Origin of the sequence: Floridaenema evergladense BLCC-F167 (assembly GCF_041929205.2) — a bacterium.
Lineage (GTDB): Bacteria > Cyanobacteriota > Cyanobacteriia > Cyanobacteriales > Aerosakkonemataceae > Floridanema > Floridanema evergladense.
On record NZ_CM171625.1, the window covers coordinates 2,846,005 to 2,870,657 of the forward strand.

The following is a 24,653-nucleotide window of genomic DNA, read 5'->3' on the forward strand; positions in this document are numbered from 1 at the left end:
TAAAGTGTTCACAACGAACGTTTGTTGTGAACACTTTAGTGTTCAAGAATCTAATAAGGTGTAGCGGCGAATGTCTGGGCCTGATGCAATCAATTCGGGAAGTTTGGCGATCGCACTTTGAATATGTTCCGAAGCTAGATGTGCATCCAAAGTTTCTGGAGATTCCCACTTTTCCACAAAGGTAAAATCTGTGGGGTCTTCCTGATTTTGTAGCAAGTCATATTGCAGACATCCAACTTCTTTGCGAGTCGGTTCAACTAATCCTAATAACAAAGCTTTTGCTTCTTCTACTTTGTTAGGAAAGGCAATCAAACGAGCTACAACATGAATTTGTTTAGACATAAGGATTGATTTTTACTCCTGTTTGACTAGCAGCTACTATGTAACGAAAAATATACTCTATTAACTCAATAAAGTTACGGGCTTTTTCTGTTGAATCTGCCCAAACTGTTACTCCATGATCTCGAATTAGTAAAGCTGGAATTTGTGGGGGGACTATTTGAAAACGATCCTCTATTTCTATAGCAATTTTACTAACATCCAAATGGTTAGGGAAAATAGATAATGTAATGTTCAGATTTTCTTGCCAAATATTGAAACCTTTTAGCATTTCCAAAGGGGGTAGGAGTAAAGTATCTCCTTCAACAAATCGAGAAACTAAATTTGCTTCGATTGAGTGGACATGATAACAGGCTTGTGCTTCTGGAAATAGCTTGTAAATAGTCTGATGAATTGCTGTTTCGGCTGAAGGTTTTAGATCGTTTGATGGAAATTCTACAGCACCATCAGGAGTAATTTTGACAAAATCTGTCAAGTTTAAATTGCCTTTTGATTTGCCACTAGCTGTAATCCAAAAACTGCCATCTGGTAAACGTGCTGAGAGATTCCCAGCTGTTCCAACCATCCAACCTTGTTTATAAAAATATTCAGCAGCGGCAATTAACTCTAAACGTGAATCAAAAGCAGACATGACAATTTAATTACTCTCCCACAATTGAGCTAAACGATCGCGCACCTCAAAGAAGTCATTCCAGCGAATATAAGGAGTTTGATGTTGATCCAAATATTCGGCGAGACGATCGCGTGCAAACACAATTGGCGCATAAAGTGCCATATTTAAATCTGTGAGAGAATCACCAATAGCGATCGCTTCCCTCGCATCATAATCCTCAATTACCTTTACTTTAGCAACCATTTCTGTGCCATCTTCGTAAGGGGAATAAATTTGTAAATACTCACTGCTGGTATCAACATCTATGGCGTGAATGGCATGAACTCGCTGCACTAACTGATTCAAAACCACTTCTACCATACCTCGTAATCCCCCAGAAACAACTATTAAAGGAACTTGATTTTGGTCTAGAAAATCGAGTAATTCAACAAAACCAGGACGGATGGGTTGCGATCGGGTAAACTCCAAAATATCTGGATATCGACTACTAGGAATTGATTCAAGAATTTGCCGGACACCCTGCCTTAAAGTTACTTTTCGATCGTACATTTGTGGTAGTAACTCCGCAGAAATATCTGGGGCAAATTCTTTGAACATTGCCACAAAAGTTTCGACAGCTGTAATTGTGCCATCGAAATCACAAAAAACAATTCGACCCATTAGACAAGCACCGGACGAACATTGATTTCTGTTCCAGTATACTGGGGAACCCAGCCTTCTGTACCAATGAAATAACGAATTGCTTTAATTCGGCGTTTTGGAGTCAGGTAAAACCAATGTTCAGTACCCGCTGGTACGTTAATATATTCTTCGGCTTGTACTGTTAATTCAACTTGGCTACCATCAGGACGGACAAAGCCAAAAATTCCTTCTCCATCGATGATGTAACGCACTTCATCATCGGCGTGGGTGTGAATGCGATCGAATTTTGCCAACAGTGCATCTAGATTAGGAGTTTCGGGATGTAGCACAATTAGATCGCGGGATTGATAATTCGCTGTTTGTTGCAGTTGCTTGAAATAACCATCTAACGCTTTGAGTACTTGCTCTTTTTCCTCATCATTTAAGCTCTCTTTTTCTAGTAAATGATGAAGTTGTGGATCTTCTCCCACTGACCAATAGTTTAGTTGAATGTTGAGCGGTGATAGTTCATTGCTAATAGTTAGCAAATCGGTGTAAATCGTTCCATCTGCTAGTCTCAGTTTTGCCATGATTTAGACTCCTAAGTTATGCAATTTTAATTTATCAGATCCCCGACTTCTTTAAGAAGTCGGGGATCTAAATCTAGGGTTTAATATTTCAAACTCCGGGAGTTTGACCTCCATCTACTAGAAATTCGGCTCCTGTAATTGAAGAAGCTAAATCAGAGACTAGAAATAGTGCTAGATTTGCGATCGCTTCTGGTTGCACAAGTCTACCTAACGGAATCGCTTTGAGGGATTCAGCTTTTATTTGTTCAACGCTGACTCCCTGCGATTGTGCCCTTTGTTCTGCGAGGCGTTCGGCTCTTTCTGTTGCTGTTAATCCGGGTGAAATTGCGTTAATTCTAATGTTATGTTGCGCCAGTTCTGAAGAAATACCCCTAGTAAAATTTAGCAATGCAGCGTTAGCAGTACCACCTGGAAGAAAATTAGGGCGAGGAGTACGTCCGGCTCCACCTATAATATTAACAATTCGTCCATCTCTGCGATTAATTTGATCGGGTACAATTGCCCTTACCAAACGAATGTAACCCAATAATTTTAAGTTCCAAGCATCAAGAAAAGCATCATCTCCTAATTCCAAAAATGAGCCAGCACGAGCCGAGCCAGCATTGTTGATCAAAATATCAATTTGACCGAAGGTTTTTAATGTTTTGGAAACAAGATTTTCAATGTCTTCTGCTTGTGTAATATCAGCAGAAATTGCTAATACTTTGTTTCCTTGATTCGGTAGTTCTCGAATTTCATTTGCAGCTTTCTCTAACTTATTAACATCACGAGCAGCGATCGCCACACTCACACCTTCTTTATACAATGCTTTGGCAGTGGCAAAACCAATACCTGCACTACCACCTGTGACGATCGCAGTTTTCCCAGTCAATCCCAACTCTAAACTCATAATTACATCCCATGAAATAGGTTTTGTTGTATTTTTCGTAATTATTGTTGCCCCTACGACTAAAGTCGCAGGCTATACAGACAAAACCTGCCTACGCAGGTTGTGAGTCCGCGCAGGCGGACTTTGTTTGTATAGACGCGGTTTCAACCGCCCAGTGTTATTAGAATTTGCTAGCAACCTGAATTTTGTCAAAAATTGCTCCCTCAGCAAAAAACCTGTTTTGAACAATATCCCAACCCCCCAGATCTTGAACGGTAAAGAGAGTTTTTATTTGAGGATAATTCTGAGATACTTCTGCTACAACGCTAGGGTTAACGGGACGATATCCTAACTTAGCAAATTCTTGTTGGGCTTCTGTTGAGTAAAGAAAATCGACAAATGCTTCTGCAACTTTTCTAGTGCCGTGTCGATCGACATTTTTATCTACAACGGCAATTGGATTGTCAATAGAAATATTAACATCAGGAACTATATAAGGCAACTTATTTCCATTCTGTTGGGCTAAAATTACTTCGTCTTCGTAATTGAGTAACACATCTCCCTTGCCTTGATTGAAAAATAGTTCGCTAGCCTCACGCGCATTTGATGCTAGTAGGGGGACATTTTTATAGACTTTAGTAGTAAATTTCTGTGCTTTGGCATCAATTACAGCACGAGCTTGAGAACCAGAACCTCCAAAACTTTGATTAATGGTGACGTTTTGATTCTGTTCCTTTTTCCACTTTTCGACAAACTTGGGAACAATTTGTTCGTAAGCAGCTTGAGTAACTGAGTAAGAAACGAGGTTTAAATTTACATCCGGCTTAGGAGCCGTGTTAGCATTACTGCCTGAGCAAGCAGCGATTGCTTGGTGAATGGCGTAACCCACCGCACCACCATCAATACTTACTTGATTTTGTTTTTGCTGCTCCCTACTGCAAGAGGTTATACCCCAAGTAATAACCATCAAAAATCCTAGAAAAAAGTGGCTTTTGTTTAAGGGAGATTTTAGCGTTTTGCTAGTAGAAAAAAATAAAAATTTTTGCATATCCTATACTTTTATTTCAACAAAAAATTGTAGCTTTGAAATTGCTGTTATCCAGGGGATAATTTTCCAAAAAATTCCCTACTGGATAAGCTGTTCAAGCAATCCTCAAGTTAATTATGATTAATATACGGTTTGTCGGGCGAGTTACCGTATTACATAATAATCATCACAAATGTATTTAAGCTTATCTACCAAAAGGCATATTTTATTTAACAATCTGCCAATCCTTTAGTACATCAGGTTTTGACAGATTGTGAGTCACAATGTTTAACTTTAGGAGGGATAGAGCTTGGCGTAAGTATCGGAAGGCAAAGCCACATCTTTAACTTGAATTTGCCTGGGAATAATCTTAAGTTGATAAAACGTATCTGCGACTTGTTGTTGAGCAGTTAAAACAGAATTATCGATCGGTGAAAGTCCCCACTTCCTCCGCTCATTGACAATTTCTAAAATGGAAGCATCAATATTTAATTGTTGGGAAAACTGTTGAGCAATTTCTCTAGTATTTTTCTGCCCCCACTCCTCGTTATTTTTGGCTTCTTCAAGAATTATTTTGACTAAATCCGGGTTTTCTTTAGCAAATTTTTGAGAAGCCAGGAAAAAAGCCCGACGATCCTTCCCAACATTAAGGTTTCGGATTTTCCCTGTATTTTCAACTACTGCTAAGAAAGGGTCCCAAATCGACCAAGCATCTATCTTACCCTGTTCAAAGGCAGCACGAGCATCCGACGGGGAAAGGGAGACAACCTCAACAGAATCAGCAGGAATATTGTTTTCTTGCAGTGTTGAAATCAACAAGTAATGAGCACTAGATCCTTTCTGAAGTGCAACTTTTTTGCCTTTTAAGTCAGCAGGTTTTTGAATCGGTGAATCTTTCAAAACTACAATATCTTGTGTTTTTGGCCCTCGTGGAGTCATGCCAACGTAGTAAAATTGAGCACCTGCTGCTTGAGCGAAAATAGGTGGCGTGTCTCCTACACCTCCCCAATCTAAACTACCTGCATTCATCGCTTCTAACATCGGTGGGCCTGATTGGAAAAACACCCAATCAACTGCAAACCCTCTTTCCTTCAAACGCTTTTCCAGTTCACCGCGAGTGCGAATCAAATCAAGTTCGGAAAATCGTTGATAACCGATGCGTACTTTAGATCCATTTGCTGTGGAACCGCTGCTAACTACAGGAGAAGCAGCTGTTTGATTTGCAGGTTGGTTGGTTTGTGCAGTTTGATTGGATGAGTTGTTATTACAGCTGGCTGAAATCAAGGTAACACCTAAGCTTGTCAGCCCTAGCAATACTTCTCGTCTTTTTAATCTCATAGTTTTTCAGCAGAATAAAAGACTAATGTTCGCAGTTCGATGCTTTGACGTGGCGGTGCATCTGGTGGGCTGGTGGGATCGTCAAAGGCAGTGTGGGCGGCAAATCTAGCTTTACCATCTTGTGCAGAGTCAAAGCATTTGATAAGTAATGCTTCGTGCGATCGCTGATGCGGAAAGTAAAACCATCTGTGCGCTTGGTTGTAAGTAACTGCGTAAGTTTCACCAACGCGATCGCGATATACTAAATCCCCAGCTACTAAATCTGTGGGAGCAATGCTTTGAGCATCGCACACCGCTAATGGTGATTCTTGAACTGGTTGTGCGATCGGTCGCCAAACGTTAACCACGCTAAACCGATTTTTTAATAATGCTTCTGGATCTGCCTCGCTTAACGCCATTAGCACCGCACGCGCACGAGAATAGCCGGAAGAGGCAGTAAAGTCGTTATGTACGCGCTTCACTGGTTCTTTTGCTCCGTTCTCTCCCTTCTGCGCTTTGTAAATATTACGAACGTTATGATCGAAAACCACAACTTTAGCTGCACCCGTTACTTCTAAAAGCAGCTTTTCAGCTTCCGGGTAGTAGACATTGTAGATTTCGTTTTCGTCGTAAAAGTCACGAACTTTGCTCTGATGTGAAACTAATGCAAAACCTTCTCGATCTAATGATAGGTTGGGTGCGATCGATCTACCATCACGAATCGGCAATTTGTAACCTTGAAAACTCCCACTCTGGCGCGGAATACCAGGCGGCGGATCGAAAGTATAATTGACTGGCTTTTCTGCCATAGGAATTAAGTAATTGAGAACCGCCTCAACGTAAGGTAAATCCTCAATAACCGGGCGATCGATAACTTGATTGGGTAGACTCATAGAATAAGTTTTGAGTTTTGAATTAGAGAAAAGATTAATCAGGATTTACAGATTTACAGACTTCTTGATTAACTCAGATCTTCCACCAAGGGAGGTGGAACCTCCCAGATCCTCGTTCCCAGGTTCAACCTGGGAACGAAGAATAGAGGCTCTGCCTCTAGGTGCAAGATCTGAGTTAATCCTGTTCATCATGTAAATCCTTAAATCCTGATCCTATTTTTGAGTAGCAACAGCAACAGGTTCACCTAAAATCTTAGTGAATCGTTCAATGTAGTAACTAGCAGGATTTTCTACGGCTTTAATGGATTCGCGATCGCGCAAAACACTCCACCATTCCTGCAACCGAGGCGTTTCTGTTGGCAGGGTAAAATTGCGGAAGTGTTCCAACACAGGCAACCGTTCAAACCAAGGATAAAAACTAATATCAACTAAACTGAAATTCTCTCCTAACCAGTACGGCCCATTACCGGATAACTTACTAATTCCCTCTTGCTCAACATACAATAAAGCTTCTAAAAATTCCCTCCTTCCTTGTTCCCGTTCAGTAGAATCCTTACCACGTAAGAGTTTGTTGAATGCCGGGACTAAGCGAGTATTAGCGTAGTCGATCCAAATGCGAGCGATCGCTTTAGCAGCTGGATCGCTTGGTAATAATGCTGGTTCGGGAAAAACTTCTTCGAGATATTCATTAATAATACTCGATTCAAATAACTCAACATCTCCATGTTTAATCGCTGGAACTTTGCCATAGCGGGAAATTTGAATAAACCAATCCGGTTTATTTTGTAAGTCAACTTCGGTAGCAGTAAAGTCAATTCCTTTTTCTAAGAGAACCACGCGAGTTCTTTGGGAGAAAGTTGAACCTTTGGCGAAATAAAGTTGTATGGTACTCATGAATTTCTTCCTTTGTTAATTTGGGGAATCTCCGGCTGTTTAGGGTAGCTTTGATGCGAATTAGCTCAACTTAAATGACAGCCCAATTCAAAAACGAACTGACTTGAATCATGAAGGATTAAGTAATCTGACTAGCGCCTATCTCAACTAGCCAGATTAAAAACTACTAATTGTCGGTCAAGTTACTGTAAAATACTTTTAAAGTATTTCATACTTTTTTCTGAAAGACAAGCTATTTTGATTAAATAGTGTGAATTAAAACCAGAGAAATTGAACGACCAAGTAACCACAGCATTGATTATTGGCGCTGGTAGCGGACTTAGTGCATCTATAGCCCGCTTGTTTGCGGCAGAGGGCATGACTATTGCTCTGGCAGCCAGGCAAGTTGATAAACTCAGCGCCTTGTCTGGGGAAATTGGAGCCGCAAGCTTTACCTGTGATGCCAGCAAGCCTGATGAAGTGAACGAATTATTTAATCAAGTTGAACAAAAGTTAGGTGTACCAACAGTCGTGGTTTATAATCCAAGTTTACGAATTCCGGGGGCGCTAATTGAGCTTGACGCGATCGAAGTCGCTAAATCATTAGAAATTACGGCTTATGGTGGGTTTTTGGTAGCACAGGCAGCAGCCAAACGAATGTTAAAGTTAGGCTCTGGGGCAATTTTCTTTACAGGTGCTTCCGCTAGTGTCAAAGGTTATCCTCGCTCTGCGCCGTTTGCGATGGGTAAATTTGCCTTGCGGGGTTTAGCTCAAAGTATCGCCCGTGAATTGGCTCCCCAAAATATTCACGTCGCACATTTCGTAATTGATGGGGTAATTCGCTCTGCTACACGCTTAGAGCCACCAGACAAACCGGATAGTTTTCTCGATCCAGATGCGATCGCTCAAACCTATCTCAATATCTTGCGGCAACCTCGCAGTGCTTGGACTTATGAAGTAGAATTGCGCCCTTGGGTTGAAAAATTTTAAGGTAATGGGGGACTAGGGACTAGGGACTGGGGACTGTGGACAAGAAAGGATTAACCATTAGAAACTGGCGTTAATTAGGGTTATTTATCATCATGAGTATGGGAGAGCCTGATTAATAAATAACCCCAGTCCCTAGTCCCTAGTCCCCAGTCCCCAAAACCGAGTTTTAGATAACTGTTGTTTTTATCATTTTAGGAGTCACAAATCCATGATCGAACTTTACTATTGGACGACACCGAACGGACACAAAATTACCATCTTTTTAGAAGAAGTTGGATTGCCTTACACTTTATTTCCCATAAATATTGGTGCAGGGGATCAATTTAAACCAGAGTTTTTGAAGATTTCCCCTAATAATCGGATTCCGGCAATTATCGATCGCGAACCTGCTGATGGTGGCGAACCGATTTCAGTGTTTGAATCTGGGGCAATTCTACTTTATTTAGCAGAAAAAACTGGAAAGTTAATTCCGGCTGATATTCGCGATCGCGTCGAGGTTTTGCAATGGCTTTTCTGGCAAATGGGCGGACTTGGGCCGATGGCAGGTCAGAATCATCATTTCACCCAATACGCGCCGGAAAAGATTCCTTATGCAATCAATCGCTATGTGAATGAAACTGGGCGTTTGTATGCAGTTTTGGATAAGCGATTGAGTGATCGGGAATTTGTAGCGGGTGAATATTCGATCGCTGATATTGCGATTTATCCTTGGATTGTGCCTTACGAAAAGCAAAATCAAAAATTGGCAGATTTTCCCAACCTACAACGCTGGTTTGAAGCAATTAAAGCACGTCCGGCAACTATTCGCGCTTACGAAAAAGCAGAAGCCTTTAAAAGTCAGGCGATCGGTCCCGAACAATCGCGGGATTTATTATTTAACCAATCCGCCAGTACAGTAAAACGCTAGGTACGTTGTTGCGCTGCCTTCGCCACTGGGATAAGAGCAAAGACAGCGCAAAAATGTACGTGTGATTAATTATTACTAAATCAGTAATCTTTGCCCTGAAAACTTTACTTAATAAGTAGGATTTGTACGGATAATTTTCCAGCAACCACAGCTTTAAATTTTGTATAAAATACACTTGCATTTTCAAAATAAATGTGACAAACTAGCTTTTATCAAATAAACTACTGTTTATCTACCGAGTTACCGTAGTTTGCAATGCTGGTTCCAAGGCTAAACCACCGAACTATACGGCATTGAATGAAAAAGGTTATTAAGCTTTTAGCTTTATAGACCAACACGAGAGCTATTCACAGCTGATTCTCAGTTAATCAGTATCTTTGAAATTGGCTTAATTCGTGCAGGATTTATTATGGGAGGATTCTAAAATGAAATCGGAATTTCAAGGCATTCATTTGAAACTTAAAAGACTGAACAAATCTTTCGGAAAAGAAGTAGTATTACGAGGTATCAATTTAGAAGTAATGCCGGGAGAATTTGTCGCAATTGTGGGACGTAGTGGTTGTGGAAAAAGCACAATGTTACGTCTAATTGCCGGACTAGATTCTCCTAGTTCCGGTGAAGTAATTTTGGATGATGAAGCATCCCATCACATAGATCCAACAGTGCGGATGATGTTTCAAGATGCGCGGTTGCTACCTTGGCAAAAGGTGTTAACAAATGTAGAACTAGGATTAACTGGCTCTTCAATTTATGAACGAAGAAATGCTTGGCAATTACTCCGTGCAGTGGGATTAGAAGAACGTGCTAAAGAATGGCCTGCGGTACTTTCTGGGGGACAACGCCAAAGAGTAGCTTTAGCTAGAGCACTAGTAAGTGAACCACGTTTATTACTTCTCGATGAACCATTAGGAGCTTTAGATGCACTAACTCGAATTGAGATGCAACAATTGTTGGAAAATTTGTGGCAAGAGAAGCAATTTACAGCGTTATTAATCACTCATGATGTAGAAGAAGCTGTAGTTTTAGCAGACCGAGTAATCTTGATTGAAGATGGACAAATTGCAATGGATCTGCCGATTTCTTTACCACGTCCTAGAGTGAGAGGAAATGCTATCTTTGCACATACTGTAGATAAAATTTTACAGCGAGTGATGAGTGGTGAGAATGTAATATCGCACCAATTAGATAAAATTTCAGCTTAAAACCGGAGGAATATCTGTCAACTGGCTATAACAAAAAGGGCTAATGTTTGCAGCTTTACGGATAAAGGATAAAAGTAAGACGGGAAACTTTGTCCTTTATCTTTTCCTAATCCTTCATTTATGAAAAAAGTAGGAGGAAAATCCATTGGTACAACTGTTAGAAATCAAGGATACAAAAGATTGGTTTCAAGTTGCTGCTTCCTTATCTCAAGAATTGCAAGAAAATGCAGTAGCACGGGATTCACAAGCGGGACTTCCTGATTATGAAATTAATCGACTGCGTAAAAGTGGTTTGTTGCCTTTAGTCGTACCTCAAGAATACGGTGGAATTGGCGGAAATTGGGTAGAAGCTTTAAAAATTGTCTTCCAACTTTCCCAAGCTGATGGTTCGATCGGTCAATTGTATGGCAACCATTTAAATTTAGTTGCTTTGGCTCATGTTTCGGGAACTTCCGAACAAAAAGAAAGATACTATCGAGAAACCGCTGCTCATAATTTATTTTGGGCAAATGCGATTAACACCAGAGATACCAGACTAAAAATTACTCGTGATGGGGAAGACTTTCGAGTTAATGGAGTAAAAAGTTTTGGTACAGGCATAGCAGTTGCAGATTTGCGAGTATTTTCGGCTTTACAAGATGGTGTAGAAGTACCGTTAATTTTTGTCATTCCCAAAGATAGAGAAGGGTTAGTTTCTCAGCAAGATTGGAACAATTTTGGGCAACGGCGAACTGATAGCGATACTTTTACTTTTCATAATGTTTTGGTAAAAAGAAACGAAGTTTTGGGGATAGATAATCCTTCTGATAATGCTTTTGCTACTTTTCTTGGCATTATTGCTCAATTAACGAAAGTTTATGTTTATTTGGGCATTGCCAAAGGTGCATTTAAAGCTGCTAAAAATTACACCCAGAATAATAGTAAACCTTGGATTACTTCTGGTGTAAGTAGTGCAACTCAAGATCCTTACATTTTGCATCATTATGGTGAATTATGGACGGAACTAAAAGCAGCGATCGCATTAGCAGATCAAGCATCTGTAAAAGTGCAAGCAGCTTGGGACAAAGATGTTAACTTGACTCTACAAGAAAGGGGAGAAGTAGCGATCGCAGTTTTCGCCGCTAAAGCATTTGCCACAAAAGTGGGATTGAATGTTACTAATCGCATTTTTGAACTAATGGGAACTCGTTCTACTGCTACTAAATATGGGTTCGATCGCTACTGGCGAGATTTACGCACCTTCACCCTTCACGATCCAGTAGATTACAAATTAAAAGACATCGGAAATTGGGTACTTAATAGAGAATTACCAACAGTTACTCAATACTCCTAAACAAGTTTCCCTAACTGATTCAGCTTACCTGATTCAGTTTCTCTCCTCGGTTCTTGTAAGGTGGGATTTACCCACCTTATTTACTAATACCCAACAGAAAATTTTTGAGGTTAATTAACTTTATCTATGCAAAATTGGCAACAAAAATTGACATCCTGGCAGCGAAAACCGATAACTCGTCGCGCTTCATTGTTCGTTCTTGGTTACAGCTTAGTAGTATCAATAACTTTACTGAGTTGCGGCACTCAAAAGAACCAAACTCAGTCACAAACAAACTCACCTGTTTCTTCTACTTCTACTGCTATTCCTACTCCTACTACTAAAGTATTTCGTGTTGTTCGTTCAAAACAACTTACTGCTTTAGCAATTCTAGAGAAGCAAGGAACTTTGTCAGCAAAGTTAGCACCCTTGGGTTACAAAGTAGAGTGGTTAGAATTTGCTGCTGGGCCTCAACAATTAGAAGCTTTAAATACAGGTAATTTGGACATCGCATCTACAGCAGAATCACCTCCTGTTTTTATCCAGGCAGCAGGAGCACCTTTAGTTTATTTAGCTACTACATCTAAAAATGGTAAAACAGTTTCTCTGTTAGTTCCGGTCAACTCTACTGCTAAAAGCGTTACTGATTTAAAAGGCAAAAAAATAGCTTTTCAAAAAGCATCTATTGGACACTATTTATTAGTTAAAGCGGTGGAAAAAGAAGGGCTAAAATTGACTGATGTAGAATCAGTTTTCTTGCCTCCACCAGACGCAAATGTAGCATTTAGCCAAGGAAAAGTAGATGCTTGGTTTATCTGGGAACCCTTCGTTACTAGAGCAGTACAAAAAAATATTGGTCGGATTCTATTTGATGGCGGCGAATTAAGAGATACCAGAAACTTTTACTCTACCAGTCGTCAGTTTTACCAAGGAAACCAAGAAGCTATTAAAGTATTTCTTGAAGAACTGCAAAAAGCCGAAATTTGGTCTAAAGATCACCCTCAAGAAATGGCAGAGCAGCTTGCTTCAGTGACTCAATTGGATGTACCTATCCTAGTAGAAATGCACAAAAAATATCAGTGGGGATTACAACCAATTACAGAAGAAGTAATCAGCAAGCAACAAGAAGTGGCAGATAAGTGGTATAGCTTGGGATTAATCCCCAAAACAGTGAATGTTAGAGAAGGCTTTTTGTCACCTCAAGAATATGCTGGATTTACTCCCAAAGAGGTTTTAGCTGTAGCACAGCAGCAATAATTGAGCAATTGTCAACAGGTAAAAAGCTGAACATAAAAACCTTTTTACCTACTGCCTTTTTGCGCTAATCCGTACTCTGTTACCTATCAATATCATAAATCAGGAGAGTAAGTTTCATGAAGAAGCTAAAATTCAAAAATAGTCTACTTCAAGCATTGGTTGAAAATCGTCATATTCAATCAGTAATTCCTTGGTTAGTACCTTTTTTTATCATTCTATTTTGGCAACTTTTTTCTTCTATTGGTTGGATTCCTACACGAATTTTACCTGCTCCTTTAGACGTAGTAAATGCTGCTTTTCGTTTAGCCATGTCAGGGGAACTTTTTACTAATATTGGTATTAGTGCGAAAAGGGCAATTACAGGGTTTCTGCTTGGGGGAAGTATTGGGTTTCTTTTAGGGTTAATTAATGGTATCTCTCCTCTCGCAGAAAAGATGCTAGATACTTCTATTCAAATGCTTCGCAATATCCCCAATTTAGCTCTAATTCCCTTAGTAATTTTGTGGTTTGGAATTGGTGACGAAGCTAGATTGTTTCTGGTTTCTTTGGGTGTGATGTTTCCCATTTATTTGAATACTTTTCATGGGATTCGCAATGTCGATCCTGGATTGATTGAAATGGGAAGAGTTTATGGTTTAAATGCTTGGGGTTTGTTTTGGAAAATTATTCTTCCGGGTGCAATGTCTTCGATTTTAGTTGGGGTGCGTTTTTCTTTGGGGATTATGTGGCTAACTTTAATTGTAGCTGAAACGATCGCAGCTGATTCCGGCATTGGTTACATGGCGATGAATGCTAGGGAATTTATGCAAACAGATGTGGTAGTTTTAAGCATTTTAATGTATGCTTTGTTCGGCAAGTTAGCTGATGTTTTAGCCAGAGGTTTGGAAAGTTACTGGTTGCAATGGCATCCCAGCTATCAAAAAGCCTGATTTAATGATTTTGACTTACTTGTAATAAATCGCTCCCCCACTATAAAACGGTATAAATCAGGAGATTGATACATGAGCAACATTGTAGCGATCGCTGGTAGTCCATCACATCTTTCTAGAAGTAACATTCTAGTAGAATATGCCAGCAGTTTATTAAACTCTAGAGGTTTCCACACAGATGTTATTTCAGTTCGCCATTTTCCGGCTGAAGACTTAATTTTTGGACGCTCTAATAATGATATTTTTGAACAATCAAAAGAATTAATTGAACAAGCAAGTGGCATTATTATCGCTACCCAAATCTATAAATCTTCCTACACGGGCTTACTCAAACCTTTTCTTGATTTATTACCACAAAACGCTTTATTGGGGAAATATATACTACCTTTGGTTACAGGAGGAACGATCGCTCATTTATTAGCGATCGATCATGCCTTAGAACCAATTTTAACAGAATTAGATGAAAGACTTATTTTAGATGGTATTTATGTTGTAGATAAACAAGTTAGACGATGTTTAGATGGCAGTATACATTTGGATAAAGAAATTCACCAAAAGTTAAAAAATTCTCTCAATGATTTTATTGAATCTGTCAAGCACTCACAAGCAACGACTAAAGAATTAGCTACTGCTTGCTAAACTAAATAGACGAACCAAATCACTACTATGACTAATCCTACTGAATTGCTGTACTCGCGCTACGGTCAGAAAGAATTTGATTTTGATATAGATTGGAACGATTCTTTAACCACACTGCTTTCTCACCGATCGATTCGCGCTTATTTGCCCGATCCATTGCCACCAGGAACTCTAGAAATCTTAGTGGCAGCTGCTCAATCCGCTGCTACTTCGTCTAATCTCCAGACTTGGAGTGTAGTTGCAGTTGAAGACGTTGAGCGCAAGGAAAAATTATCACAACTAGCAGGAAGCCAAGCACACATCCGGCAATGTCCCCTATTCCTAGTTTGGTTAGCAGATTTGGCTCGCTTGACTTATGTTGCCGAATCACAAGGATTGCCTCACGAGGGATTGGATTACTTGGAGATGTTTGTTATGGCAGCCATTGATGCAGCGTTAGCGGCACAAAATGCGGCTGTAGCTGCTGAGTCTCTTGGTTTAGGAACTGTGTATATCGGTGCATTACGCAACCGTCCAGAGGAAGTGGCAGAGGTATTGAATTTGCCACCTCATGTCTTTGCCGTTTTTGGAATGTGTATTGGCTATCCCGATTTAGACAAGGCGGCTGCGATTAAGCCGCGTTTACCCCAACAAGCTGTGCTGCATCGGGAAATTTATCAGCTGGCATCTCAGGAGGAGGCGATCGCTCGTTACAACGAAGTGATGAAAGCGTTCTACATTGAACAAAAGATGAATGTCCCTGGTGATTGGTCGGAACACTCATCCAAGCGGGTGGCTACTCGTGAGTCTTTGTCGGGACGCGATCGCTTGCGCGAGGCACTCAATAATCTGGGTTTTCCACTACATTAACAGTTCTCTTCAGGACTTACGCAAAGCTTCTATGCGTAGGGTGCGTATAGCCTGCGGCATTTAAGAAAAACGCCAGTGTAACGCACCATCCTACTACTTAACTCAAGTTGCTAGTTACAAGGGGGGGTTCTTTCTTAGCCCCCCTTGTTAAGCAGGGCTGTTTCACGCTAAGGTTTAATTTTGGCTCGTTTTGTTTTCAAACTCTCTCCCAATGGGCAAAACAGGCTTTTTGAATAATTTCAGCATTTTTACTAGAAATTATCCGCTAAACACCTCACTACGGAAGGGTTAGAGAACTGGAAAAAATTAGCGTGAAACAGCCCTGGGGGTAAGGGAGTTAACCCGCGACGAGAAACGGCATAGATTTTGCCTTGATGGTTGCGATCGTGGTGGGAGCATCAGAAATCAGCATGATCCAGACTCCATTTGCCTCTACTGAATTTAACTACTTCTTAAATCCCTGCACCATCGAGAAATTCGGTAATTATGCGATCGTCTTTTGCAGATGTATTTGCTTTCGGCTTTTGATACTTCCGAGCATCTTCAAAGTTAACAGATGATTGACTTTGTAAATTCTCAACTTGTTGCTCTAACACCTTGATTCGCTCAAATAAATTCCGAATTACTTCTGCTTCTAAATCAGGTAAACTTTGATTCAACTGAGGCCCTTCTTTTTCCCGCGAATTGTGAATAATTCGTCCCGGAATTCCTACTACTGTACAATTACTAGGAACATCCCTTAACACCACTGAACCTGCACCAACCCGAACATGATCGCCAATTTGAATATTACCTAATAACTTTGCTCCTGCACCCACCATTACATTATTACCTAATGTCGGATGGCGTTTACCCTTTTCTTTTCCCGTTCCTCCGATAGTAACTCCCTGATAAATTAAGGCATAGTCGCCCACAATTGCTGTTTCACCAATCACAACTCCCATACCGTGATCGATCACTACACCTTTACCAATTTTGGCACCTGGATGAATTTCAATCCCGGTAAAAAATCGATTTAACTGAGACAAGAAACGAGGCAAAATTGGAATGCCTAAACTATGTAACCAATGGGCAATCCGATGAGTGCATAAAGCCTGCAATCCCGGCGAACACAAAAGTACTTCAAGCCAGTTACGGGCGGCTGGATCGCGTTGGAAAATGGCTTGCCAATCTGCTTTTAAAATAGCGATCGGGTTTGTTTTAATTGGGTGAAAATTACTTTCTAAAGAAAGATTAGAATCAAGCTGTTTAGCTGTGAAACTGCTTCGTGTCTCCTTTGATGTAGATTCCAAACTGTTCATAACTACGCTCCTAATCGTTAATAAGATCCCTACATAGAATCAACAAATACATCTGCGTGTATCTGTGTTCATCTCTGGGTTAAAAGCTAAATTTTGAACTTTTGCCAAAATTTTATTATGCAAAAATTATATCTATTCCAGAAACTGAGTTTGTTGCTTTTTACACATTTAAAAGTTTATACCTATTAGTTAAATTTAAATATAAAATTTTTCTAAAAAATTAGCTTTATATTTGATTCATTACTTATTTTATAATGTATTAGTGAAATTTATTAAAAGTAAGGACAGTTCAGTTTTACACTTAGAATAAGTATCCTAATGACTATCCATACTCGCTGATAAATAGCTGACAAAGAATTTACTCAAATCCAAGCTCGGCTATATTGTACAGGCCAAACTTTATCTTTTCCTAACAGTTTAGCGGCTCGATGGGGCCAATAGGGATCGCGCAAAAGTTCCCGACCTAATAATACTATATCCGCTTGACCTTGACGAATAATTTGGTCGGCCTGTTCTGGTTCTGTAATTAATCCTACTGCTCCAGTTGCGATATTGGCTTCGCGGCGAATTTGATCGGCAAAAGGAACTTGATACCCTGGATTTGTAGGAGGTTTTACCGTTGGTAAAATGCCTCCTGATGAACAGTCAATTAAATCTACACCCAAATATTTAAGCTTATCTGCCAGAGCCACACTTTGTTCCACATCCCAGCCATTTTCTAACCAATCAGTAGCAGAAATCCTCACCCAAAGTGGATAACTGTCAGGTAAAATTTCCCGCAATTTTTGGGCTATTTCTCGCACTAAACGAGTCCGATTTTCCCAACTTCCGCCATATTCATCTTGACGATGGTTAGAGAGAGGTGAGAGAAATTCGTGCAATAAATAACCATGCGCTGCGTGAATTTCAATCACCTTAAAACCTGCTTCTACTGAACGTCTAGCAGCTTGCACAAAAGCATCAATTATTTGTCCAATTTCTGCAATATCTAATGCTTTGGGAATGTGGTATTTCTCGCTAAATGCGATCGCAGAAGCTGAGACAACTGAACGCCAACCACCCTCATTTTCATCAAGAACTTTTCCCCCTTCCCAAGGAGTTGCAGTACTGGCTTTTCTACCTGCATGAGCTAGTTGAATACCTGCTATTGCGCCAAAATTTTCAATTCCTGAGACAATTTTTTCCAACCCTTCAATATGTTTATCAGTCCAAATTCCTAAATCTTGGGGGCTAATACGTCCTCTCGGTTCGATTGCAGCTGCTTCGGTAAAAATTAATCCCGCACCACCAACAGCACGACTAGTTAAATGTATCAAATGCCAATCATTAGCATAGCCATCAACACTGGAATATTGGCACATTGGCGACATAGCAATACGGTTACGAAAAGTCACTCCTCTTTGGTTTAGTGGGGTAAACAAATGAGTCATATATTTAACCTATTCCCAGCTTGTTGAATTTTTTGAATTGCTCGTTGTGAGTAAATAGAAACATCTTTATCAAGATCATCTAAAGTTTGCTGAAGTGCATTTAAAGCTTGAGAATTACCTAAATTACCAAGAGCGATCGCACTCTCTTTACGAACATCAGAATACTCATCAGACAAAGCTTTAATTAACTCAGGTAAAACGCGATCGTCTGGGATTTGCTGAATAGCTTTAGCTGCTTCTTTCCTTACCTGCCAATGTTCATCTTTTAAAGCAATTTCTAAAGCAGGAATAGCAGTTATATTACAATGAATTCCTAAAGATTTAGCTGCATTTCGCCGCACTTGCCAATCAGTATCTTTAGTCAAAGATTCGCATAATAAATCGATCGCTTCTTCATGTTTTAAATACCCTAAAGTTAAAGCAGCTTCTCGGCGGACAATTTCCGCTGAATCATTGATTAAAGCTAACGCAGGCGGACATTGTTTTACTTGGTTGAGATAGCGTAACGTAGTAACAGCAGCTTCCCTTAACTCAGGGTTTTTTGCTTGAAAGAAGGGTATGATATAGGGCAAAGATTGGGCATCGTGGATTTTTCTTAATAAAATCAATACGCTCAATCGAATGTTGATGTTATCCCGCTTAATCGCATCAAGTAAAATTAGTAAATGTTCTGCTGAAACTAACTCGCTTAAAGCTGCTAAAGCTTCAAGACGAATTTCTACATCCGATGAAACCAAGGTTTCTAATAAAGCGGGAACAGCTACCGAGTTACCAATTTCCTTGAGAGCAATTATCGCTAATTTCTGTACTGTAAAATCTACATCTTTTGTCGCTATGATTAGGCTAGGAATTGCTGCTTCATCAGCCAAATATTGTAAATTTTTCACGGCTATTATGCGATCGTGTAAGTTAGGCGATCGCAGCATTTCCAACCACCCTTCTAACTCATTATCCGTATCTACAGACATTCTACTTCCTCTAACGTAACAAAAAGGGAATTTGCACTGTTATTGCCTTAGTTGGGCATTCTTTTTCACAGGGTAAACAAAACCAACATTCGTCATATTTCATATAAGCTTTACCAGTTTCGGGATTTTTGGCTAACACATCCAAAGGACAAGCTTCAATGCAAACAGTGCATTTTTCTAAACATTTTGATTCATCCACAATTACTGGGGCATCAACTCTTTGATTAATTAAAGCCATAACTACCTCACTGATACATTGTAAACTTCTTTTTGCAAATCAATATCCACAATATAAGGCTCAATTGGGCGCTTAAATAGTTTCATTTCTCCTGATTCATCCTTTTTTAAATTAACGTGACAAAACCATTCATCATCGTTTTTTTCAGGATAATCAAGACGGTAATGATAAAGACCCCAGCGAGTTTCCCGACGATACAAAGAAGCCCTTGCTGCCATTTCCGCACAATCCCTAATAAAATGAACTTCCTGACAACGCATTAGTTCATGAGGATCGCGTGCGCCCATCAAATCTAAAGTTTCATGATAACGCAGAAAATGGCTTAAACCAATCTCCATTTTATTCCCCACTTTTGGCGGCTGCAAATAATCATTAACGAACCGCCGCAGTTTATATTCAACTTGGGTATGAGGAATTCCATTAGGGCGAGTTAAAGGAGCATAAATTCGCTTTTTTTCAGCTTCTAAAAAATCTCCATTAGGTTCAAGATAATCTAAATTTTGCATATAGTCAATAGCGTTGATTCCGGCAATTCTACCAAACACAAATGCCCCGATCATATAATTATGAGGAACGCTTGCCATGTCTCCCGCAGCATACAATCCAGGTACAGTTGTTTCTGCTTTTTCATTAACCCAAACACCGGACGCACTATGACCGCTACATAATCCTATTTCGGAAATGTGCATTTCTACTCCGTGAGTGCGGTAATCTTCACCTCTACCTTCATGAAATCTACCTCTACTCGGTCGTTCATTTGTCCAAAGAATCGATTCAATTTCGGCGATCGTATCCTCATCTAAGTGGGTCATTTTTAAATGAATTGGCCCTTTGCCAGAATGTAATTCTTTCCAAATTTCCAGCATCATTTGACCACTCCAGTAATCGCAATTAATGAAGCGGTTTCCCTCAGCATTAGCTGTATAAGCGCCAAAAGGCCCAGCAACATAAGCACAAGCAGGGCCGTTATAATCTTTAATTAACGGGTTAACTTGAAAGCATTCAATATTACTAAGTTCTGCCCCTGCATGATACGCCATTGAGTAGCCATCTCCGGCATTTGTGGGATTTTCATAGGTGCCATAAAGATAGCCGGAAAGCGGAAGTCCTAAACGTCCACAAGCACCTGTACAAAGGATAACTGCTTTGGCTTGAATAACGATAAAATCTCCGTTTCTGACATCAAATCCTACGGCACCAATAGCCCGATTTTCTGCTACTAAAATACGGGTTGCCATGACGCGGTTAGTCACTTTAACTTTGTGGCGTTTAACTTGTCGGGCTAAGATTGGTTTTAAGTCTTTGCCTTCTGGCATTGGTAAAACATATTTACCTATCCGATGCACTTGTTTTAAATCGTAATTACCTTCAGTATCTTTCTGGAATTTTACGCCCCAACTTTCCAATTCTTGAATTACTTCATAGCCAAATTTGCCTGTTTGGTAGACCGCTTTTTGGTTGAGAATGCCGTCATTAGCCAGAGTAACTTCTCGGACATATTGTTCAGGTGTGGAATGACCGGGAATTACAGCTGTATTTACGCCATCCATTCCCATTGCGATCGCACCACTACGACGAATATTCGCCTTTTCTAAAATCAACACTTCGGCATTAGGATTAGCTTGTTTTGCCTTAATCCCAGCCATTGTTCCTGCTGTCCCACCCCCAATGACTAACACATCAGTTTTTAGCCATTGGGTGTTGATGTTGGTTTCCATTTCAATTACTTGTTGTCTTTCCAAACAATTTCTTTAACGTTTATTTGTTTCGGGATCAGATTGATTTTTTGGAATGCGTCAGCTACTTGTTGCTGTCCAGCGATAACTTCATCCGTAATTGGCAAGACACCATACTCTTTGCGTTTTTCTGATACTTCCAAAATAGCTGGATCGATGCCTAATTCAGTCCCTAAAAATTTTGCTACTTCTGATGGATTACTCTTCGCCCAGTCGCTGGTTTTAGTTACTTCATCTAAAACAATTTTTAACTGTTGAGGACGAGTTTCTACAAAAGATTTGGATGCTAGATAATAACCCCGATTTGGTGCCAAGCCAGTTGCATCTGTTAAAATACGTGCGCCTATAGCTTTTTCTGCTACTGCTAAGTAAGGGTCCCAAATTGCCCAGGCATCCACATTCTTTCCTTCAAAAGCAGCACGGGCATCAGCAGGTGTGAGAAAAGCTGGCTTAATATCAGTATATTTTAATCCGGCTTTTTCTAAGGCTTTTACTACTAGATAATTAGTGTTAGAACCCTTAGCAAAAGCAACTTTTTTACCTTTAAGATCGGCGACACTTTTAATTGGTGAATCTTTGTGAACAACGATCGCTTCTGCTTTCGGCCCCAAAGGTTCGTAAGCAACATAAACTAAAGGAGTACCTGCGGCTTGGGCAAATACAGGTGGCGCTTCCCCAGTGTAGCCAAAATCAATGCTTCCAGCGTTCATTGCTTCCAACATCGGTGGCCCTGCGGGAAATTCTGTCCATTTCACAGTTGCGCCAGAAGCTGCCAAAGCTTTTTCTAATTCACCCTTTCCTTTTAAGGCATTCAGCACTGTTGCGGCTTTTTGGTAGCCAATGCGAACTTCAGCACTAGCATTAGTGGTGGGAGTGGCAGGATTGGGACTAGCGGCTGGAGAACTGGCTGTGTTGACGTTCGCGTTAGAGGAACAAGCCGAAATAGCTAAACTCACTGCGAATCCCAGGAAGAACATCAATACAAAGTTACAAACAGACGGACTTTGCCAAACTGAGAACAAATTACTCACAATGCCCAACCATCGTGGTTTTTGTAGGTTAGACAACATAACTCCTCTAGATTTTGCGATCGGAAAATATTCTATGTCTCTTGCAAACTACGGTAAATTGGTAGGTGTACCGGAACTTGCAATAAAAATATCACATGAATCCAGGCAAAATGCAAGTCGCCTCTGCGACTAAAGTCGCGGCTACACAGACAAAACCTGCCTACGCAGGTTATTAGTCCGCGCAGGCGGACTTTGTTTGTATAGTTGCGGTTTTAACCGCCAAGACCTCTGGAGATGTCTAATATGTATCCTGAAACTGGCGTGATTTATTTACAAACCAAATTGCTAACAATACTATGGCAATACCAGAGAAGATAAAAGCAGGAATATAACCGAAATTATCCACAATTCGACCGATCGCAGCAGCACCAATTCCCTGACCGAGAAATAGATTAAATGCAAATAAGGAAACAGCTGTTCCTCGTGATTCTGGCGACATTTCTGTTGCTCTAGTTTGTAAGGTGCTATGGAACATATAAAATCCTAATCCACTTAGTATAGTTCCGGGAATAAATACCAACCAAGTTTTAAACAAACTGACGGATAAGTAACAGATAAATATCAGCGATCCACCAACTAAAACTAAACCTGATTCCCCCAAACGGCGCACCAGCAATTTAACAGAAGCACTATACAATAGTCCACCAATTCCAAAACCGCTTAGTAGCACACCAATTACTATGTATGGTAGATGGTAGCGATCGCGAATAAATGCTCCCATATAACCAAAGCTACCGTAGAGAAAGAAACCTTCAATAAATACTGTAGTAATTACCAATCGGGCAGATGGTTGATTAATCAGCTGCCAATAAGGTTTCAAAAATGCAAAACCGTTTTTTACTTCTTTATTATCTGGCTGAATTTGATACTCCTTTGTTCCTTGCCAAAAGATAAATGCTATCCCCATTGACGCTACTCCAAACAGCAAAAATATATCGCGCCAACTGAGAAATTCACCAAAGATTCCGCCCAAACTGCTACTAAGAATTTGACCAAGCATCAGCGCACTCAAATAATGTCCAATAGCAGTTTGACGTTCGGTATAGGGGAAATTGTCGCCAATATAAGCTAAAGAAAGCGGTATAATTCCAGCAGCAAATACTCCGGTCAGAAATCGCAGGAAAATTAAGATTGGTAAACTTGGTGCAAAGGCACAAGCTACTGTTCCAATTGCAAAAATTGCGATCGCAAAAGTCATCACTTTTAGCTTACCGATGCGATCGCCTAAAGGCCCATATACTAATTGAAATAAACCATAAGGAATAGTGTAGGCTGAAATAATTGCTGCCGTGTAACCTACACTTGTACGAAACTCATTGGCAATCACCCGTAGCAAGGGATCGATTACTCGCATATCAGCGACTACCATGAAGGCAATAGCCCCTAATAAAATTAATGAAATCCTGGGACTATCTGCCTTTTCTCCCACTAATTTTGTCACTAAACTCTCGCGTTTTTTAAATTTAACTTCTCTAATCTATCGATTCTACCAAAGAATTGTTTGGTATTTCCTTGTTTAACCAATCCAAAAATTCTTGGTTCACGCTAGTAGGAGTGAGTTCAACGATAAAATTGGTGTAAGAGATATGTTGCCGAATGACCTCTTCAATTCTTTCTCGATAAACCGATCGAGTTTTAATTATTAAAACTATTTCCGGTTCTTGAACAATTTTACCTTCCCAACGGTAGGCGCAGGTAATCGCAAACCAATTAACGCAAACTGCTAATTTTTCTTCTAGTAAAACTTGCACAATTTGCAGAACTTCATCGGTGTTATTAAGTGTAACGTAATAGAGTTTCATAAATTTTAGGAAAAGAGCTTAAGCACAGGCAACCAAAATTTGGCATACCCAAGGTTTTGAGCGGAGTTAACAGACTGTCTAGCGATTAATTCAAAATTCTTTTTTTGGGAACTTTCTAGTTTTTCAGTTTCAATGTTCCAGATAGGTGAATTAACTAATCCACTTGCCCAAGGTTCCCCTTCCATTAATTCTCGCTCTAGATGTTCAAACATGGTTTATTTATCATCCTGATTTGAATAAGAAAAAGTAGCAGATTGAGAGGAGAACAAAAAATCTGCTACTAGGAGGTGTTCGACTAGAAAAGGGTAAGCTCAACCAGAGCTAATTCTTTACCAATTGTTTTGGTAAACCGACAGCTTTAACGAAATCATTTAATGAATGTTGTAGCCTTTGTTCAATTTCTTCGTCAAGCTGAATACTTCCATCTTGTTGCCGTTGAATTTGTTTATCCACAGCATAAACGCCACCTAAAATGTGCCGTGCGCCTAACTCGGTTAATACTGGTTTTAAGGCATAGTCGATCGCCAGCAAATGAGCGATCGTTCCACCAGTAGCAATAGGGAAAACAATTTTATCTAGCAACGCTTTCTGAGGCAACAAATCCAGAAAAGATTTGAGTAAACCAGTGTAAGATGCTTTGTAAATTGGAGTAGCAATAATTACTCCACTAGCTTTCTCTAAAAGCGCTTTTGGTTGCTCTAAATTCGGACTATCATAGCGTCCAAACACTAAATCTTCGGCGGGAAAGTCCCGTACAGAAATAATATCGATATTGTAACCTTGTTGCTGTAACAAATTAGTAGTGTATTCTACCAAACTGTAAGTTCTTGATGGGTGAGAGGGACTACCTGCGATCGCTAAAATATTCGCCATTTCCACAAC

The 24,653-nt window shown here is 40.0% G+C and carries 27 protein-coding genes; 8 read left to right on the forward strand and 19 right to left on the reverse strand.

The window, feature by feature from the left end; genetic code table 11:
* Positions 1–42 precede the first annotated feature (42 nt).
* The 9 genes from ACE1CA_RS14035 to ACE1CA_RS14075 form a co-directional block, all read right to left on the reverse strand.
* A complete protein-coding gene (locus ACE1CA_RS14035; RefSeq protein ID WP_413279701.1) occupies positions 43–342 on the reverse strand; it encodes a putative quinol monooxygenase in 300 nt (99 codons plus the stop codon).
* The gene (gene mtnB / locus ACE1CA_RS14040; RefSeq protein ID WP_413279702.1) at positions 335–970 is read right to left on the reverse strand and encodes a methylthioribulose 1-phosphate dehydratase; all 636 of its coding nucleotides are present in this window, start codon (positions 968–970) and stop codon (positions 335–337) included. The genes ACE1CA_RS14035 and mtnB overlap by 8 nt, the downstream gene beginning before the upstream one ends.
* Positions 971–976: 6 nt before the next feature.
* Entirely contained in the window at positions 977–1,612 is a 636-nt protein-coding gene (locus ACE1CA_RS14045; protein ID WP_413279703.1) for an HAD-IB family phosphatase, read from the reverse strand.
* Entirely contained in the window at positions 1,612–2,163 is a 552-nt protein-coding gene (locus tag ACE1CA_RS14050) for a 1,2-dihydroxy-3-keto-5-methylthiopentene dioxygenase (RefSeq protein WP_413279704.1), read from the reverse strand. The genes ACE1CA_RS14045 and ACE1CA_RS14050 overlap by 1 nt, the downstream gene beginning before the upstream one ends.
* Before the next feature lie 88 nt (positions 2,164–2,251).
* Entirely contained in the window at positions 2,252–3,052 is an 801-nt protein-coding gene (locus ACE1CA_RS14055; protein ID WP_413279705.1) for an SDR family oxidoreductase, read from the reverse strand.
* A 160-nt stretch (positions 3,053–3,212) separates the two neighbouring features.
* Positions 3,213–3,998 (reverse strand): extracellular solute-binding protein, encoded by a 786-nt coding sequence (locus ACE1CA_RS14060; RefSeq protein WP_413279706.1) that lies wholly within the window; start codon positions 3,996–3,998, stop codon positions 3,213–3,215.
* A 354-nt stretch (positions 3,999–4,352) separates the two neighbouring features.
* A complete protein-coding gene (locus ACE1CA_RS14065; protein ID WP_413279707.1) occupies positions 4,353–5,396 on the reverse strand; it encodes a sulfonate ABC transporter substrate-binding protein in 1,044 nt (347 codons plus the stop codon).
* A complete protein-coding gene (locus ACE1CA_RS14070) occupies positions 5,393–6,268 on the reverse strand; it encodes a CmcJ/NvfI family oxidoreductase (protein ID WP_413279708.1) in 876 nt (291 codons plus the stop codon). Before ACE1CA_RS14070 ends, ACE1CA_RS14065 begins: the two co-directional genes overlap by 4 nt.
* 213 nt (positions 6,269–6,481) lie before the next feature.
* On the reverse strand, positions 6,482–7,162 hold the full coding sequence (locus ACE1CA_RS14075) for a glutathione S-transferase family protein (RefSeq protein ID WP_413279709.1): 681 nt from the start codon (positions 7,160–7,162) through the stop codon (positions 6,482–6,484).
* Between the two features lie 270 nt (positions 7,163–7,432).
* Between ACE1CA_RS14075 and ACE1CA_RS14080 the strand changes: the two genes are divergently transcribed.
* From ACE1CA_RS14080 to ACE1CA_RS14115, 8 genes are all read left to right on the forward strand, one after another.
* The gene (locus ACE1CA_RS14080) at positions 7,433–8,131 is read left to right on the forward strand and encodes an SDR family NAD(P)-dependent oxidoreductase (protein ID WP_413279710.1); all 699 of its coding nucleotides are present in this window, start codon (positions 7,433–7,435) and stop codon (positions 8,129–8,131) included.
* A 208-nt stretch (positions 8,132–8,339) separates the two neighbouring features.
* Positions 8,340–9,038, forward strand: a complete 699-nt coding sequence (locus ACE1CA_RS14085; RefSeq protein ID WP_413279711.1) for a glutathione binding-like protein — start codon at positions 8,340–8,342, stop codon at positions 9,036–9,038.
* Positions 9,039–9,463: 425 nt separating this feature from the next.
* A complete protein-coding gene (locus tag ACE1CA_RS14090; protein ID WP_413279712.1) occupies positions 9,464–10,240 on the forward strand; it encodes an ATP-binding cassette domain-containing protein in 777 nt (258 codons plus the stop codon).
* A 145-nt stretch (positions 10,241–10,385) separates the two neighbouring features.
* Positions 10,386–11,573: an acyl-CoA dehydrogenase family protein gene (locus ACE1CA_RS14095; RefSeq protein WP_413279713.1), complete on the forward strand. Its 1,188-nt coding sequence runs from the start codon at positions 10,386–10,388 to the stop codon at positions 11,571–11,573.
* Positions 11,574–11,699: 126 nt separating this feature from the next.
* Entirely contained in the window at positions 11,700–12,809 is a 1,110-nt protein-coding gene (locus tag ACE1CA_RS14100) for an aliphatic sulfonate ABC transporter substrate-binding protein (RefSeq protein ID WP_413279714.1), read from the forward strand.
* Positions 12,810–12,925: 116 nt separating this feature from the next.
* Entirely contained in the window at positions 12,926–13,738 is an 813-nt protein-coding gene (gene ssuC / locus ACE1CA_RS14105) for an aliphatic sulfonate ABC transporter permease SsuC (RefSeq protein WP_413279715.1), read from the forward strand.
* A 72-nt stretch (positions 13,739–13,810) separates the two neighbouring features.
* Positions 13,811–14,377, forward strand: coding sequence for an NADPH-dependent FMN reductase (gene ssuE, locus ACE1CA_RS14110; RefSeq protein WP_413279716.1), 567 nt, complete (start codon positions 13,811–13,813; stop codon positions 14,375–14,377).
* 27 nt (positions 14,378–14,404) lie between these two features.
* Entirely contained in the window at positions 14,405–15,226 is an 822-nt protein-coding gene (locus tag ACE1CA_RS14115; protein ID WP_486517866.1) for an NADPH-dependent oxidoreductase, read from the forward strand.
* 452 nt (positions 15,227–15,678) lie between these two features.
* On the opposite strand, the gene cysE is transcribed toward ACE1CA_RS14115, so the two are convergent.
* The 10 genes from cysE to ssuE (ACE1CA_RS14165) all read right to left on the reverse strand — a co-directional run bounded on the left by cysE (position 15,679) and on the right by ssuE (ACE1CA_RS14165) (position 24,644).
* A complete protein-coding gene (cysE, locus tag ACE1CA_RS14120; protein ID WP_413275873.1) occupies positions 15,679–16,527 on the reverse strand; it encodes a serine O-acetyltransferase in 849 nt (282 codons plus the stop codon).
* A gap of 362 nt (positions 16,528–16,889) precedes the next feature.
* Positions 16,890–17,957: an NADH:flavin oxidoreductase/NADH oxidase gene (locus ACE1CA_RS14125; RefSeq protein WP_413275874.1), complete on the reverse strand. Its 1,068-nt coding sequence runs from the start codon at positions 17,955–17,957 to the stop codon at positions 16,890–16,892.
* Entirely contained in the window at positions 17,954–18,925 is a 972-nt protein-coding gene (locus ACE1CA_RS14130) for a HEAT repeat domain-containing protein (protein WP_413275875.1), read from the reverse strand. The genes ACE1CA_RS14125 and ACE1CA_RS14130 overlap by 4 nt, the downstream gene beginning before the upstream one ends.
* 10 nt (positions 18,926–18,935) lie before the next feature.
* Complete coding sequence (locus ACE1CA_RS14135) at positions 18,936–19,163, reverse strand: 4Fe-4S dicluster domain-containing protein (protein WP_413275876.1); 228 nt, start codon at positions 19,161–19,163, stop codon at positions 18,936–18,938.
* A gap of 2 nt (positions 19,164–19,165) precedes the next feature.
* On the reverse strand, positions 19,166–20,881 hold the full coding sequence (locus ACE1CA_RS14140) for a fumarate reductase/succinate dehydrogenase flavoprotein subunit (RefSeq protein ID WP_459563551.1): 1,716 nt from the start codon (positions 20,879–20,881) through the stop codon (positions 19,166–19,168).
* Positions 20,882–20,886: 5 nt separating this feature from the next.
* Positions 20,887–21,969: a sulfonate ABC transporter substrate-binding protein gene (locus ACE1CA_RS14145; protein ID WP_413275878.1), complete on the reverse strand. Its 1,083-nt coding sequence runs from the start codon at positions 21,967–21,969 to the stop codon at positions 20,887–20,889.
* A 238-nt stretch (positions 21,970–22,207) separates the two neighbouring features.
* The gene (locus tag ACE1CA_RS14150; protein ID WP_413275879.1) at positions 22,208–23,410 is read right to left on the reverse strand and encodes an MFS transporter; all 1,203 of its coding nucleotides are present in this window, start codon (positions 23,408–23,410) and stop codon (positions 22,208–22,210) included.
* 31 nt (positions 23,411–23,441) lie between these two features.
* Positions 23,442–23,771 (reverse strand): divalent-cation tolerance protein CutA, encoded by a 330-nt coding sequence (cutA, locus tag ACE1CA_RS14155; protein ID WP_413275880.1) that lies wholly within the window; start codon positions 23,769–23,771, stop codon positions 23,442–23,444.
* A gap of 5 nt (positions 23,772–23,776) precedes the next feature.
* Complete coding sequence (locus ACE1CA_RS14160; RefSeq protein WP_486517867.1) at positions 23,777–23,983, reverse strand: hypothetical protein; 207 nt, start codon at positions 23,981–23,983, stop codon at positions 23,777–23,779.
* 109 nt (positions 23,984–24,092) lie between these two features.
* Positions 24,093–24,644: an NADPH-dependent FMN reductase gene (gene ssuE, locus ACE1CA_RS14165; protein ID WP_413275881.1), complete on the reverse strand. Its 552-nt coding sequence runs from the start codon at positions 24,642–24,644 to the stop codon at positions 24,093–24,095.
* Positions 24,645–24,653: the final 9 nt, after the last annotated feature.

Excerpts from the sequence above, each read along its gene's own strand:
- ACE1CA_RS14035 (WP_413279701.1), bottom strand. The coding sequence starts at position 342 with ATGTCTAAACAAATTCATGTTGTAGCTCGTTTGATTGCCTTTCCTAAC.
- mtnB (WP_413279702.1), bottom strand. The coding sequence starts at position 970 with ATGTCTGCTTTTGATTCACGTTTAGAGTTAATTGCCGCTGCTGAATAT.
- ACE1CA_RS14045 (WP_413279703.1), bottom strand. The coding sequence starts at position 1,612 with ATGGGTCGAATTGTTTTTTGTGATTTCGATGGCACAATTACAGCTGTC.
- ACE1CA_RS14050 (WP_413279704.1), bottom strand. The coding sequence starts at position 2,163 with ATGGCAAAACTGAGACTAGCAGATGGAACGATTTACACCGATTTGCTA.
- ACE1CA_RS14055 (WP_413279705.1), bottom strand. The coding sequence starts at position 3,052 with ATGAGTTTAGAGTTGGGATTGACTGGGAAAACTGCGATCGTCACAGGT.
- ACE1CA_RS14060 (WP_413279706.1), bottom strand. The coding sequence starts at position 3,998 with ATGGTTATTACTTGGGGTATAACCTCTTGCAGTAGGGAGCAGCAAAAA.
- ACE1CA_RS14065 (WP_413279707.1), bottom strand. The coding sequence starts at position 5,396 with ATGAGATTAAAAAGACGAGAAGTATTGCTAGGGCTGACAAGCTTAGGT.
- ACE1CA_RS14070 (WP_413279708.1), bottom strand. The coding sequence starts at position 6,268 with ATGAGTCTACCCAATCAAGTTATCGATCGCCCGGTTATTGAGGATTTA.
- ACE1CA_RS14075 (WP_413279709.1), bottom strand. The coding sequence starts at position 7,162 with ATGAGTACCATACAACTTTATTTCGCCAAAGGTTCAACTTTCTCCCAA.
- ACE1CA_RS14085 (WP_413279711.1), top strand. The coding sequence starts at position 8,340 with ATGATCGAACTTTACTATTGGACGACACCGAACGGACACAAAATTACC.
- ACE1CA_RS14090 (WP_413279712.1), top strand. The coding sequence starts at position 9,464 with ATGAAATCGGAATTTCAAGGCATTCATTTGAAACTTAAAAGACTGAAC.
- ACE1CA_RS14100 (WP_413279714.1), top strand. The coding sequence starts at position 11,700 with ATGCAAAATTGGCAACAAAAATTGACATCCTGGCAGCGAAAACCGATA.
- ssuC (WP_413279715.1), top strand. The coding sequence starts at position 12,926 with ATGAAGAAGCTAAAATTCAAAAATAGTCTACTTCAAGCATTGGTTGAA.
- ssuE (WP_413279716.1), top strand. The coding sequence starts at position 13,811 with ATGAGCAACATTGTAGCGATCGCTGGTAGTCCATCACATCTTTCTAGA.
- ACE1CA_RS14115 (WP_486517866.1), top strand. The coding sequence starts at position 14,405 with ATGACTAATCCTACTGAATTGCTGTACTCGCGCTACGGTCAGAAAGAA.
- cysE (WP_413275873.1), bottom strand. The coding sequence starts at position 16,527 with ATGAACAGTTTGGAATCTACATCAAAGGAGACACGAAGCAGTTTCACA.
- ACE1CA_RS14125 (WP_413275874.1), bottom strand. The coding sequence starts at position 17,957 with ATGACTCATTTGTTTACCCCACTAAACCAAAGAGGAGTGACTTTTCGT.
- ACE1CA_RS14130 (WP_413275875.1), bottom strand. The coding sequence starts at position 18,925 with ATGTCTGTAGATACGGATAATGAGTTAGAAGGGTGGTTGGAAATGCTG.
- ACE1CA_RS14135 (WP_413275876.1), bottom strand. The coding sequence starts at position 19,163 with ATGGCTTTAATTAATCAAAGAGTTGATGCCCCAGTAATTGTGGATGAA.
- ACE1CA_RS14140 (WP_459563551.1), bottom strand. The coding sequence starts at position 20,881 with ATGGAAACCAACATCAACACCCAATGGCTAAAAACTGATGTGTTAGTC.
- ACE1CA_RS14145 (WP_413275878.1), bottom strand. The coding sequence starts at position 21,969 with ATGTTGTCTAACCTACAAAAACCACGATGGTTGGGCATTGTGAGTAAT.
- cutA (WP_413275880.1), bottom strand. The coding sequence starts at position 23,771 with ATGAAACTCTATTACGTTACACTTAATAACACCGATGAAGTTCTGCAA.
- ACE1CA_RS14160 (WP_486517867.1), bottom strand. The coding sequence starts at position 23,983 with ATGTTTGAACATCTAGAGCGAGAATTAATGGAAGGGGAACCTTGGGCA.
- ssuE (WP_413275881.1), bottom strand. The coding sequence starts at position 24,644 with ATGGCGAATATTTTAGCGATCGCAGGTAGTCCCTCTCACCCATCAAGA.